9 protein-coding genes, 1 tRNA gene and 1 pseudogene are annotated in these 12,997 nt (G+C 59.6%); 2 read left to right on the forward strand and 9 right to left on the reverse strand.

Annotated features, from left to right (window positions below):
• Positions 1 to 91: 91 nt before the first annotated feature.
• The 6 genes from pqqB to B7L09_RS20110 all read right to left on the reverse strand — a co-directional run bounded on the left by pqqB (position 92) and on the right by B7L09_RS20110 (position 6,945).
• Positions 92 to 1,003 carry a pyrroloquinoline quinone biosynthesis protein PqqB gene (pqqB, locus tag B7L09_RS20085; protein WP_094470327.1) on the reverse strand — a complete coding sequence of 304 codons (912 nt, stop codon included), beginning with the start codon at positions 1,001 to 1,003 and terminating at the stop codon, positions 92 to 94.
• Positions 1,004 to 1,082: 79 nt separating this feature from the next.
• Positions 1,083 to 1,157 carry a pyrroloquinoline quinone precursor peptide PqqA gene (pqqA, locus tag B7L09_RS20090; protein WP_009045898.1) on the reverse strand — a complete coding sequence of 25 codons (75 nt, stop codon included), beginning with the start codon at positions 1,155 to 1,157 and terminating at the stop codon, positions 1,083 to 1,085.
• Positions 1,158 to 1,312: 155 nt separating this feature from the next.
• Positions 1,313 to 3,739 (reverse strand): pyrroloquinoline quinone biosynthesis protein PqqF, encoded by a 2,427-nt coding sequence (gene pqqF / locus B7L09_RS20095; protein ID WP_094470328.1) that lies wholly within the window; start codon positions 3,737 to 3,739, stop codon positions 1,313 to 1,315.
• Between the two features lie 48 nt (positions 3,740 to 3,787).
• Positions 3,788 to 4,582 (reverse strand): carbon-nitrogen hydrolase family protein, encoded by a 795-nt coding sequence (locus B7L09_RS20100; RefSeq protein ID WP_094470329.1) that lies wholly within the window; start codon positions 4,580 to 4,582, stop codon positions 3,788 to 3,790.
• Positions 4,583 to 4,594: 12 nt separating this feature from the next.
• Positions 4,595 to 6,277 (reverse strand): flavin monoamine oxidase family protein, encoded by a 1,683-nt coding sequence (locus tag B7L09_RS20105; RefSeq protein WP_094470330.1) that lies wholly within the window; start codon positions 6,275 to 6,277, stop codon positions 4,595 to 4,597.
• A gap of 206 nt (positions 6,278 to 6,483) precedes the next feature.
• Positions 6,484 to 6,945: an Lrp/AsnC family transcriptional regulator gene (locus B7L09_RS20110; RefSeq protein ID WP_094470331.1), complete on the reverse strand. Its 462-nt coding sequence runs from the start codon at positions 6,943 to 6,945 to the stop codon at positions 6,484 to 6,486.
• A 156-nt stretch (positions 6,946 to 7,101) separates the two neighbouring features.
• Between B7L09_RS20110 and B7L09_RS20115 the strand changes: the two genes are divergently transcribed.
• Positions 7,102 to 7,779, forward strand: coding sequence for a peptidase M41 (locus B7L09_RS20115; RefSeq protein ID WP_094470332.1), 678 nt, complete (start codon positions 7,102 to 7,104; stop codon positions 7,777 to 7,779).
• 79 nt (positions 7,780 to 7,858) lie between these two features.
• On the opposite strand, the gene B7L09_RS20120 is transcribed toward B7L09_RS20115, so the two are convergent.
• The gene (locus B7L09_RS20120; RefSeq protein WP_094470333.1) at positions 7,859 to 8,167 is read right to left on the reverse strand and encodes a DUF3077 domain-containing protein; all 309 of its coding nucleotides are present in this window, start codon (positions 8,165 to 8,167) and stop codon (positions 7,859 to 7,861) included.
• Between the two features lie 451 nt (positions 8,168 to 8,618).
• Here B7L09_RS20120 and B7L09_RS32885 point away from each other — a divergent pair.
• A pseudogene (locus B7L09_RS32885) lies at positions 8,619 to 8,812 on the forward strand (hypothetical protein).
• Positions 8,813 to 9,182: 370 nt separating this feature from the next.
• Here B7L09_RS32885 and B7L09_RS20130 read toward each other — a convergent pair.
• Positions 9,183 to 9,259: transfer RNA gene (locus tag B7L09_RS20130), tRNA-Ile, on the reverse strand.
• Positions 9,260 to 9,274: 15 nt separating this feature from the next.
• Complete coding sequence (locus tag B7L09_RS20135) at positions 9,275 to 12,997, reverse strand: EAL domain-containing protein (RefSeq protein WP_094470334.1); 3,723 nt, start codon at positions 12,995 to 12,997, stop codon at positions 9,275 to 9,277.

Below are 12,997 nucleotides of genomic sequence, written 5' to 3' on the forward strand. Positions count from 1 at the left end.
CGCGGGCAAGTCGAATCGTCGCACCGCCGCTCCCACAGGTTTTNGNGGGAGCGGGCTTGCCCGCGATAGACCGCGAAGCGGTCTCGGTTACTTACAACACAATACTCATGCCGTCATACGCCACTTCAACCTTGCGCCGAGCCAACTCGGCACGCTCCGGCGAATCCTCATCAAGAATCGGGTTGGTGTTGTTGATGTGGATAAGCACTTTGCGCTGCTTGGGCAACTGTTCCAGCACTTCCAGCATGCCGCCGGGGCCGTTTTGCGCCAGGTGGCCCATCTCGCGACCGGTGCGGGTGCCAACGCCACGGCGCTGCATTTCATCGTCATCCCACATCGTGCCGTCCACCAGCAGGCAATCGCTGCCCGCCATGATCTCCAGCAATGGCGCATCGACCTTGCCCAGGCCCGGGGCGTAGAACAGTTTGCCGCCGGTGCGCAGGTCTTCAACGATCAGGCCGATGTTATCGCCGGGGTGCGGGTCGAAGCGGTGCGGCGAGTAGGGTGGTGCGGCGCTGCGCAGTGGCAGCGGGGTGAAACGCAGGTTAGGGCACGCCGGGATGGTGAAGCTGGCGTCCAGTTCGATGCGGTTCCAGGCCAGGCCGCCGTTCCAGTGCGTGAGCATGGTGAACAGCGGGAAGCCGGTGCTCAGGTCTTCATGGACCATGTCGGTGCACCACACCTGGTGCGGGCAGCCTTCGCGCAGGCTCAACAGGCCGGTGGTGTGGTCGATCTGGCTGTCCATCAAGATGATCGCGCTGATGCCGGTATCGCGTAGGGCGCGGCCGGGTTGCATCGGTGCAAAGCCTTGCAGTTGCGCGCGGATATCCGGCGAAGCATTACACAGCACCCAGTTAACGCCATCGTCAGAGATCGCGATGGACGACTGAGTACGCGCCTGGGCCCGCAGGCTGCCATCGCGAAAGCCTGCGCAGTTCACGCAGTTGCAGTTCCACTGCGGGAAGCCACCGCCGGCGGCGGAACCTAGAATCTGGACAAACATGGNCGCTCCATCATTTCAACGCTGAAAATAAAAACGCCCCGGTAAACCGAGGCGTTGCACATCATTACAACGGCAGACCTTAGCGGCTTGCGAAGTACATGGTGACTTCAAAGCCGATACGCAGGTCGGTGTAAGCAGGTTTGGACCAGGACATGGGAGCGCTCCTTCAGGTGATGAGACAGTTAAGACCTATACATATAGTCCACCTCCAGCCGGAGATGTTCAGATAGTTAGGTGGCTATGTTACTCAAAATTACAGAGCGATTGGCCGCGAATCTTTGAGAAAGCTAATTGCAGCGTCGGTAATGATCATTTTGCCGCTTGCCAAGGCGCCGATGCGCAAGCACTGCTGGCCAGGCAGCGCCAGCCACCTTCGGCTTGATTCAATTGTCGGGCTGCTTCTTTCAATGCGTTGCGATCGATCATCAGGATCGCTTCTGGCAAACGCTCCAGATAATCCGACGAGTGGCCCGCCAGTTTGCCCTGCCAGAGCAGTTCGGCCGCCTGAGCCTGGGGCAGTGCGCAGGCGTGGAATTGATCGGCCAAGGCCTGGCGCAGGGCGATGAAGGTCGCGTCATCGACGCCTTCAATCACTGCGGGCATTTCGCTCAAGAAGCGCTCTATGTGTTTCAACAGATCCTGAGGCGCAACGCTTGGTGATTGCACGCCGAACAGCAGGCCGGTTTGCCCATGGAACTGACGCAGGCCGCTGAACACGGCATAACCCAATTGCAGCTCAACCCGCAGGCGCTGATAGAACGGCGTCTGGCACAGGTGAGCGAGCAAACGCCAAGACGCTTCGTCTTCGATGTCCGGCGTGGCCGGTGGACAAAACAGCAACAGGGCGTGTTCGCTGGAATCGGTGTCGAGCGTGCTCCACAGATACTGCGAGTTTATCGAGGCGGGCGGCGAAGGCTGATCGTCAGCAGCACCGGGCACGCGGCTCAGTGCCAGGCCCATCGCTGCTTGCGTCTGCGCCGACAGGCCCATCGCCAGACCTTGCCAGCGTGCGCTCGCCCAGAGTTGCTGCATGTCATCACTTTCAGCGGTGCGCTCAAGTGAATGCTCGGGAAGCATTTTCAGCAGCTGTCTGATCGGCATCAACGGTACGCTTGGCGGTTCTTCCTGAGGGAAACCGGCGTCGGGTTTTGTCAGCTCTTTCAGCGCATGTTCGAGGACGGTCGGCATGGGCTCTTGCAGGCCTGTCATCTTCAGCAGCCATTCATTGCCTGATGCACTGAATGAAAAGTCGACGCCAGCCTGACGGGCATCTTCACGCAAGGGTTGCAGGCGATTTTCCAGGCTCGATTGAAGACGAGGGTGAGGTTTGGCCTGCAGTCGCCAGCGCAGGTAAATCGCACCCTCATCCGTGTTATCCGGCAACACCTGACTGAACTGCATCGGCGAGTTTTCGCGACGGCTGCGCGAGCGGTCCTGGGCGAACGTCCGCAGGCCACGGTGTTTGCTGGTCTGGCCGCGAATCAGCCCGGCATTGGCCGCTGGCGCTTCAGCACGTAAAAACGGATTAGGCGTCGGTAGTTTCCATTTGCCGCTGAAGTTATCCACAGCGCCGATTTTTTTCAGGATGTCCTTGAGTGCTACGACGCCTTGTTCGGATAAACCGGTTTCAAGCTGCTCACTGTCCAGTCGCGCCAGTTGCATGGCTCCCCTGACTCGTTGCTGACGGTCGAGCAGGGCGGCGTACTCCTGGCGCAACTCGGCCCAGTTCTGGTGAGAGGCAAAAAAGCCCAGCCAATCCACCAGCCGCTCGCAGCTCGCGTTCCCCGGTTTATCTGTGGTGAATTCAATGTGCAGCAAGGCTTGCCCGGCAAACTGATACAACGGCACGGCTTTCAGGCTGTCCGCCAGCCCTTCCTCGCCCAATTCAGCCAGCAGACCGCCGGGTTTCGCGGCGTTCAGCGAGTGACACAGAAACGCTAATGCTTCGCGCGAGGAGTCTGGCAACGCTTCGAGCGCGAACAGAAGATCGAGCCGACGTTCACCAGCCTGTTGATAACGTGTGTAGGAAGAATCCATCAGCGGTACAGGCGCTTGTTGCGCGACCTTTTCCCCTGCGGAAATAGGTTCGCCAAAGCGCTGAGCCATTGCCCTCAACTCATCAAGTGTTTGCGGGCCGGCCAGGCTCAACGTCATCTGCCCGGTCTGATAAAACTGCCGATGGAAATCCCTCAACGCTTGCTGAAACTCCGGCTGCGGCACCGGCAGGCTGTAACGGTTGCCCGCATGAAACGCCCGAAGCGGGTGAGCGGCCGACAGCCCGTCGAACAACGCGAACTGCTGCTGAGCCGTGGCATCCCGGGACCAGGCGACAAACTCAGCGTGCAGCACTTCCCGTTCCCGCCGCTGATCGTCCAGATTCATACGTGGATGAGCGAGCATGTCTGACAGACGCTCCAGCCCACCGGCAAAGGCTTGCGGTGGCAATTCGAAAAAGAAATCGGTAGTGCGTTCGCTGGTGCGCGCATTCACCTGGCCGCCGTGACCTTGCACGTAGGCCATCAGCCCTTGCCCGGCGGGAAAGCGCTCCGTCCCCAGAAACAGCAAATGCTCAAGAAAGTGCGCGAGGCCGGGCCATGCCAGCGGCACGTCATGGCTGCCCGCGAAAACCCGCAACGCCGCCGCGCAGCGCTTCAAATCGGGAGCATGACGTAGCGTCACCCGCAGGCCGTTGGCCAGGGTTTCGGTGTGGGGGCGAGGGTGATTCAGCGCAGGCATGAGCACTTCCAGAACAGAGAAGCGCTAATGCTAGCGGATTACGATGAGTCAGCGCTTGTTAAGGTCGCCGTAAAGCTCGGGGCGGCGATCGATCAAGTAGCGATTGGCGGCGCGGGAGTCGACCATCAACTGACGGTCCAGCTCACCGACAATCAGTGCTTCATCGAGGCCAGCCTGGGCGATGCGGCTGCCATCCGGCGCGGCGATGCTGCTCTGGCCGCAGTAATTGATCTCGCCTTCCTGCCCGCAGTAGTTCGCGTACGCCACATAACACTGGTTTTCGAAGGCGCGGGAACGAACGGTGACGTCTGCAACGAAATCGAAGGGAATCATGTTCGCCGTCGGCACCAGGATCAGCTCGGCACCGGCCAGGGCCAGGCGTCGGGCGTTTTCCGGAAACTCGAGGTCATAGCAGATCAAAAAGCCGAGCTTCCAGCCGTTGAGTTCCACCAGCGGGAAATCGTCCTCCCCGGCGCTGAACATCGAGTGATCCAGGTCGCCAAACAGGTGGGTCTTGCGGTAGTTGCACAGGCGCTGGCCGTGAGCGTCGATCAACTGCACGGCGTTGTAGATCTGCCCGTCCTCGGTGCGCTCGGGATAGCCATACAAAATGGCGATCCCGGCGGTCTTGGCGATGCGCGCGATCTGCTGCGCCGATTCACCGTTGTGCACTTCCGCCAGCACGCTGACGGCATCGATGCCGATGTTGTAGCCGGTCAGGAACATCTCCGGCAGCACCAGCAAGTCTGCGCCCTTGGCCTCCAGCGCCAGTTGATGCAGGCGTTGCAGGTTGCCTGCGACATCCAGGGGCAGCGGTGGACATTGGTAAAGGGCTACGCGCATTTGGAACTCCTTTTACTCGGGCAGGGCGATCGGACCGATCTCGTTGAACACATCACCTGGACCCGGGTTCTCGGCGTGAGTTTCACCGCCGAAGTGTTTCATGATGCCCCAGACCGCGTTGAGCGAGGTCTGCACCGCGCCTTCCACCCAGGCGGGCGTCCAGGACACGTCGTCACCGGCGATAAAAATCCCGCGTTGTTCGGCGGGCATGTCCTTTTGCATGAAGTGCGCATACATCCGCTGGTTATAGCGATAGTGGCCGGGCAATGCACCTTTGAACGCCCCGAGGAAATGCGGGTCGGCTTCCCACGATACGGTGATTGGGTCGCCGATGATGCGCGCCTTGATGTCGACTTTCGGGTAAATCTTCTTCAGCGCGTCGAGGGCCAGCTTCACGCGCTTGTCGATGGGCTGCGGCAGCATTTTCAGCGCGTCGCTCATCCACGAGTACGACAGGCAGATAACCCCAGGCTTGTCGTCGCCGTTGTCGAACAGGTAAGTGCCACGGGTCAGGCGATCGGTGAGGGTCATGCTCATCAGGTCGCGGCCGGTTTCCGGGTCTTTGTCTTTCCAGAACGGGCGGTCGACCATCACGAAGGTTTTCGACGACTGCATGTAGCGCGTGCGGTCCAGGGCCATCCACATTTTTTGCGAGAACAGGGTTTCGTCGCATTCGATCTGGGTGGTCAGCAGCCAGCTTTGGCAGGTGGTCAGTACGGCGGCGTATTCGCGGGTGTCGCCGTAGTTGTCGGTGACCGCAAAACGGCCGTCCGGGGCGTGAGCGATTTTCTTGACCCCGGAGCGTGGCGCGCCTCTGTGCAGCGACTTGAGGCTGGTGCCTTCGGGCCAGTGCACGCAGCGTTCCGGCACATGGCGCCAGATGCCTTGCGGTACTTGNGCCACACCGCCGACCACCAGGTGTTGATGGTCGTCGCAGTTGGTCATCACCACGCGGAAGATCTCGAGCATCGAGTTAGGGAAGTCCGAGTCCCAGCCGCCGGTGCCGAAACCGACCTGGCCGAACACTTCGCGGTGATGGAACGACAGCTTGGCGAAGGCCTTGGAGGTGGCGACGAAGTCATAGAAGGTGCGGTCGTCCCACAGCGGAACCAGGGTGTTCCACAGCTCTTTGAGGCGTGGCACATCGCGGTCGCGGATCGCTTGCTGGATATCGGCGAACTGCGAGCCAGCCTCCAGTGCATCTGCCCAAGCGTCAGCCACTTCCTGGAATAGTGCAGGAAGATCTGCCAGTTTCTGTGCGTAATGGGTTTTGCCTTCCAGGTCGATCACGGTGCTGCCAGAGGCAGGCGTCAGCGGATTGGGAAAGGGTTTGGTCTCAAGACCGAGCTTGTCGACATAGTGGTAAAACGCCGTGGACGACACAGGAAAGCGCATGCCGCCCAGTTCGGCGACGATGCCATCGGTCCCGTTGAACGCTTGGGAACGCAGACGGCCACCCATTTTCGAAGCTTCGTAGACGACGGGTTTGAGGCCCAGTTTCATCANCTCGTAGGCGGCCACCAGACCCGCGATCCCGGCACCGACAATCGCCACTTCGGCGCCATGGTTGGCCGCCGGAATGCTGCCCAGGCCGGCCGGGTGCTCGATCCAGTCGTCAAAGGCGAAAGGAAAGTCCGGGCCGAAAATGGTGACTGGTTTTTTACCGTCTGCAGGATGGCGATTGTTCTTGTTCATGACTGACCTTACTGGCGACCCGATGCGGAATGCGCATCTGAGTATAGGAAAAGATGGCAGCCATTCTAGAGAGCGTAGAACACGTTAATAAGACGCAATGTGTCGTCGTTTTGCCAGTTAATCAATCAATATGACGATCTATCGCTACACACTGACCAGTGTGGGAGCGGGCTTGCTCGCGAATCCGCTCCCACACTGGACCGCGTTTAAACCGGCTGCCCCCGATCAATCTTGCTGCTCAAGATGATCGAAGTCGTCGTCTTCTCCACCCCATCGACACTGCCAATCTGATCCAGCAACTGATCCAGCTGTTCCGGCGANTCGGTGCGCAACCACGCCACGTAATCGAATTCGCCACTCACCGCACACAGCTGCTGCACCTGGGCCATGGCGCTGAGCCGACGCAGCACTTCCTTGCCCGAGCGCGGTTGCACCGTGATCCCGACGTAAGCCTGCAATCCGCCGTCCACCACCCGCTGCCCCAAACGCACGCCGTAACCGGTGATGACTTTGGCCTTTTCCAGCCGTGCCAGACGTGAAGTCACCGTGGTCCGTGCGATCCCCAACTGCCGAGCGAGCATGGCCACGCTTTCACGGGCNTTGATCTGCAAGGCCGCGATCAGTTGGCGGTCGATTTCGTCAAGAACGGGTGGGCGGGTGTCAGGCAAGGGTCGTCTCCGGCAACACAAATCAGTGGCTTGGCATGTTACAGCACGGCTGGCGCGGCGGAGCTGGGATCTGGCTTCGGNNNATCTGGTCCATAGGATGGACACACAGAGTCAGTCGTAGTCGAATGCGAAATCGAGGGATGCGAGGTGACCACAATGACGAAGAAGATGCCTCCCGCTGTACGGGATCGCGCAATGCAGATTGCCCATCACGAAATGGGTCACTACGTCGTTGCCCGGGCCTTGGGGTTTGAAACGGGTGGCGTGAGTCTGACAGTCACCATGGATTTGAGGCATCAAGCGGGCGCTTCCATCACCTTGGCACGTTCGATTTCGTCGATTGAAGCAATGAAGGCGCATCTGGAGGCGCGGATGATGGTCCTGTTTGCTGGCGCGATGGCGCAGTCATTAACCTCAAAACGTTCACCCGGCAAACGCGTCGATCAGCCGAAAGCGACCGCCATCCTGAAGGGAGAGCTTGGGGCGGAGCAGGACTACGCAAAAATTAGGGAATTACGACACCTGCTGCGCAACATTGCCTACCCCGAGACGGATCCGGCTTCGGCTGACCGGGTAGCGGCTGAGCTGAAAGAGATTACGGATCGCGTGTGGTTGCGGACTCAAACAATCGTTGAGGAATTGGCGGATACGATTTCCGGCTTGGGCGAGGCATTGGTTGATGGCATGGGTATCGTGGAGCAATGGGGCAGGGCGGCGGTTACGTATGAGGGTGTTTTGACAAGGGAGGGGCTTGAGCGGATGGGGTTGGTGCGGGCGATTCCGGTGTTGAGTGTCTGGGCTGGCAACGATGGTGCCGATTCGCACAGGGAGTAACTTCCGGGCGCGCATTGCATGCCCGGTCACGACTGGAAGCCCCGAATAACCGGGGCGTCTTTCAGTGGGATAGTGCGCGCTACTCCTCTGATTCCGTCGCGGTCCGAGCCGGTCTCGGCGTTAGCACCTTCACAACATCATCAATCACCGCCTTACCCATCGCCGTCAGATAGTGCGCGGCCCAGGCGTGGCGGTCAGTGTCTCTTGCGTAGGCTGCGTCTTCGGCAAATGATTTGGCGAGGAACAGCAGATCGGAAGCTTGTGACAATGCTTCGACGATGGGGACGCCGGCGCGGACGTTGAACAACGCCTGATCCGAGCAGTAGATGAGTGGGGTGAAACCGATGGTTTTCAGGTCTGATGGTGCGGACGGATTTGCTTTGCTCATTGTTTCGCTCCTTAAAACGAGGAGCTGCCGCATTCGTTACCACACGAATGGGTGGCAGCTGTACGCAGGGTGGTAAACCGGGAAAGCAAAGAAACCGGCAGACCCGAAGGTCTCCCACGCACAGCCGCCATAACACAGGAATACAGGCGTAAAAACGCATGAAATCGTGATGGGAGCACTGTTGCACTTTGCCTCGCTGGGTTACCACACCCGATCACTGCATTTGCAGCGACGTTCGGAGAGTATTCCGTCGAAGAGAACGCCAACAAGGCGGCAAAGTGCCCAAAAGCACCCATTACGCAATTCTCGGAGTTTGCCTACAACCTTGGCAGACGTCATCCGATAACCCGACGTCAGCGCAAAATATAACCTAGACGGCAGACAGGAAAAAACGCATGCCCCGCCGCGGAGCAGCACACAGGGCGCGATTCGAGCCCCGACAGGAAGACTGATGCTACAAAATGACCGCAAAAATCTGGAGCTCGATAGGTTCAAGTCGAAGTCCGGACATTTATGGCCGAAGACATGCGTAGCCCAACGCCCACCGCGACCCGAGCGCAGGAGGCTTTTTGGTATCCGTTCGCAGTAGGCGCCGGTCTAGTGACCGCCGTTGTCGCCGCCGTCGGATTGTGGTTCAAGCTTTAAAATCGCTAACACACGGAAGCGACCAATGATCGGAGGTGCTTGAGTTTTACCGCTTAGCAGCCCACCTTATCTAACAAGGGTTAGCGCATTAGGCGTGACTCGTGATCCCTGCAGGAAGACGCAGTATGTCCACACCTCCTACAAAATCTGGAGCTCGATAGGTTCAAGTCGAAGTCCGGACATTTATGGCCGAAGACATGCGTAGCCCAACGCCCACCGCGACCCGAGCAATCCTACTGCCGTTCGGACTCGGTGCCGCGCTGGCGCTCGTGACTATTGTTGCTGTTGCTTTGGTGGTTCGGCTGGTCTGATCTCCTAGGCCAAACGTTAGTCTCAGAAAAAAGCCGCGCATTTGCGCGGCTTTCGTATTTGGTGGGCCCACACGGATTTGAACCGTGGACCAAAGGATTATGAGTCCCCTGCTCTAACCAACTGAGCTATAGGCCCTCAGTAGGCCGCGGATTATAGCGATGGTTTCTCGGCTGTGCTATCCGAAAAATCCGATACGGCTATACGAAGAAACGTCGCGGCGAATTCGTCGGGGGGGAGGGGCAGGCTGACGATGTAGCCCTGGATCTGTTCGCAGCCTTCTTCGGCCAGGAATTGTTGCTGCGCCAGGGTCTCGACGCCCTCCGCAATGACGGTGAATTGCATGCTGCGACCCAGGGCGATAATGGCGCGAACAATCGCTGCNTCGTGGGGATCGTCGGGCAGGCCGCGTACGAAAGACTGGTCGATCTTGAGGAAGTCCAGCGGCAGGCGCTTGAGGTAGCTGAGGGATGAATAGCCGGTGCCGAAGTCATCGATTGCCAGTTGCACGCCCAGTTGTTTGAGCTGGTGCAGCACCTCCAGCGCTTCTTCGGCCTGGCTCATGATGAAGTTTTCGGTAATTTCCAGTTGCAGAAAACCGGGTGCCAGGCCGTTGTCCTTGAGCAGTTGCTCGATCCGTCCGAGCAGGTTCGGCTGGCGCAGTTGAGCGCCCGCGAGATTGACCGACAGGGGGCCGAGGCACTCATAGACCTGATTCCACTCGTACATCTGCCGGCAGGCTGTCTCCAGTACCCAGTCGCCGATTTGCAGGATCATGCCGTTTTCTTCCGCCAAGGGAATGAAGTGTTCCGGCGGCACCGCACCGAAGGTCGGGTGATGCCAGCGAATGAGCGCTTCGGCGCCGACCAGTCGATGGTCGGCGAGGCTGATTTTCGGTTGGTAGCAGAGAAACAGCTCGTTGCGCTCGATGGCGCGGCGCAGTTCATGCTCCAGTGCTACGCGCTCTTTGGCTTGAGTGGTGAGGTCGCGGGTGTAGCTTTCAACGCGGTTGCGGCCCTTGGCCTTGGAGCGGTACATCGCGGCGTCGGCGTTTTTGACCAGGGTGGCGACGTCAGTGCCGTCCTGCGGGTACAGGCTGGTGCCGATGCTGGCGCTGATAAAGAACTCGTGCTCGCCGGCCTGGAACGGTGGGGTGAAGCAGGCGAGCAGCTTGTTGGCCAGGTGCTCGGCGTCGCTGGCTTGTTGCAGGCCGGGCAGCAGGATGATGAATTCGTCGCCGCCCAGGCGCGCCACGGTATCGACGTCGCGCAGTTGCTCCTTGAGGCGCACCGCGATGTCTTTGAGCAACAGGTCGCCAACGGGGTGGCCGAGGCTGTCGTTGATGTGTTTGAAGCGGTCCAGGTCGAGGAACAGCACGGCGCCCTGGTTACCGCTTTCCTGTTGGNCNTTGAGTGCGGTCAGCAGTCGGCTCTCGAACAGCGTGCGGTTTGGCAGGCCGGTCAGCGGATCGTGGTGCGCCTGGTAGTCGAGTTTGGCCTGCGCGTGCTTGAGGCTGGAAATGTCCGCGAACACCGCCACGAAGTGGGTGATGAATTTTTCCCGGTTACGCACGGCGCTGATGGTCAGCCAACTCGGGTAGAGCTCGCCATTTTTGCGTCGGTTGGAAATCTCGCCCTGCCAGTGCCCCAAAGCGGTCAACTGGTGCCACATTGCCGCATAGAATGCGCTGTCATGCAGNCCCGAGGCGAGCAGGCGAGGGGTGTGGCCCAGAGCCTCGCTCTCGCTGTAACCGGTGATCTCGGTGAACGCTCGGTTGACCGCGCTGATGTGTTGTTGGGTGTCGGTGATCAACACNCCNTCGGCNGTGCTTTCGAACACGGTGGCGGCCTGTTGCAGTTTTTCCTGCATGAATTGGCGTTCGGTGATGTCCCGCGCGATGGTCAACATGCAGTCTTCGTCGCCGATGGGCAGCGGACGGCTTGAAACCTCGCAAAGGCGGATCTGCCCGTCACTGCGGCGGATGTGGCAACTGAAGTCGCGAACGAAGCCATCCCGGTGCAGCAAGTCGAGCATCTGTTTCCGTTCGTTGAGATTGACCCAGATCCCCAGCTCCAGGGCTGAGCGATCCACGGACATCGCGCTGTTGAAGCCGGTGATGCGGCTGAAACCCTCATTGACCTCCATCAGCAACCCGTCGCTCTGCCGCGACAGCAACAAGCCGTCGGGTGAGGCGTGGAAGGCCTTGGCGAATTTTTCTTCGGAGGTTTGCAGCTGTTGTTGGGTTTCCTTGAGCTGGGTGATATCACGCACCACCACGACCAGGGCAGGGGTCGTGTCGAGGTCGAAAGGCTCGGCGGAAATCAGGCCGGTAAACACCTGGCCATTGTTGCGGCGAAAGGGCATCTCCAGGTTGCGGATGCTGCCGGCTTGCAGGCGCTGCAGCAGGCCCGGTCCCACGCCGGGGATGCCCCAGATGTTCAGGTCGGTGGCGGTCTGGCCAATGACGTCTTCGGCCTTGAGACCAATCTGATCCTCGAACGCTTTGTTCACTTCAAGCAGGCAGCCATCGGACATCCGTGCAATCACCAGGATGTCCGGGCATTGCTGGAACACCGAGGCAAATTTTTGCTCGGACAGCTGCAAGGCTTCTTCCGTGCGCTTGGCGTCGCTGATGTCGATCATCAATCCGCGCATCACCGGCTCATGGCCATGCTCAATCAGGCTGACGATATCGCGCACCCACAGGCAGCGGCCGTCGGCGGTGATAACCCGGTAATCGACGCTATGATCGCGCCCGGCCAGCACTTCGTGATCGCAGAATGTCTGGGCCCGGGTCAGGTCCGCAGGGTGGATGATGTTGCGCCAAAAGCCTGGAATCAGCCAATGGGCGCGGGGGTAGCCCAGCAGTTCTTCGGCATGGGGTGATACGTAGCTGTAGGTGAAATCGCTGATGCTGGCTTCCCAGGCGATGGCGGACAGGCTCTCTACCAGGCCGCGATAGTGNTATTCGCTGCTGCGCAGTTCTTGTTCCAGGTCGACCCGTCGGGCAATCTCCGAACTCAACCGGCGGTTAATCCGGATGACCACGGCCAGCATGATCATCAGAAATAGCAGCCCGGGCAGACCGTAAACCAGCAAATCGGACCAGAAGGTTCGATGATCCAGGACATTACCGACCCAGTGTTCCTGAATGGCACTGATTTCACTTGAAGTCATGTCCGCCAGGACTTTGTCCAGAATCCCGACCAGAATCTTGTTATCGCGCGGCACACCCATCGCCAACTGATAGCGGTAGGGCGTTTCGCCGCTGACGTACAAACCATCCAGTTTGAGCTGGCGCAGGCTCCAGACACTGGATGCCAGGTCGCCAATCACGGCATCCACTTCGTCAGTGGCCAGTGCTTGCAGGGCCGAGCTGACATTGGGCATCGCCACCAGGTTGAGATCGGGATGGTGGGTGCGCAACAGTTCATGGGGCGCATAGTTTTCCACCACCGCGATCTTCAGCCCGTAGAGCTCGTCGAGCTTGCGCGGCTGGGGACCTCCGACATGGGCGAGGATGACAATCGGAAAGTCCAGGTAGGGACGAGTGAACGACAAATACGACTGGCGCTCCGGGGTCGACATGATGCCCGGCAGGACGTCCAGCTTGCCCTCTTTAGCCTGCTGCAGGACCTCGGTCCAACTGATCGGTTCGATGGGCGTCAGTTTGACGGCCAGCCGTTGACGAATCACGTTGATGTAGTCCGCCGCGAGGCCCTGATAGCGACCCTGGTCGTCACGAAACTCAAACGGCGGCCAGGACGCGTCCACACCCAGGCGCAAGTCCGGGTGAGCCGCCAGCCAGCNACGTTCTTCATCNGTAAGAGTCAACGCGCCAGCCGTTGCGGTCCAGGTCAGCAGCGACAGCAGTAT

Source organism: Pseudomonas mandelii, assembly GCF_002251635.1.
Lineage (GTDB): Bacteria > Pseudomonadota > Gammaproteobacteria > Pseudomonadales > Pseudomonadaceae > Aquipseudomonas > Aquipseudomonas mandelii_B.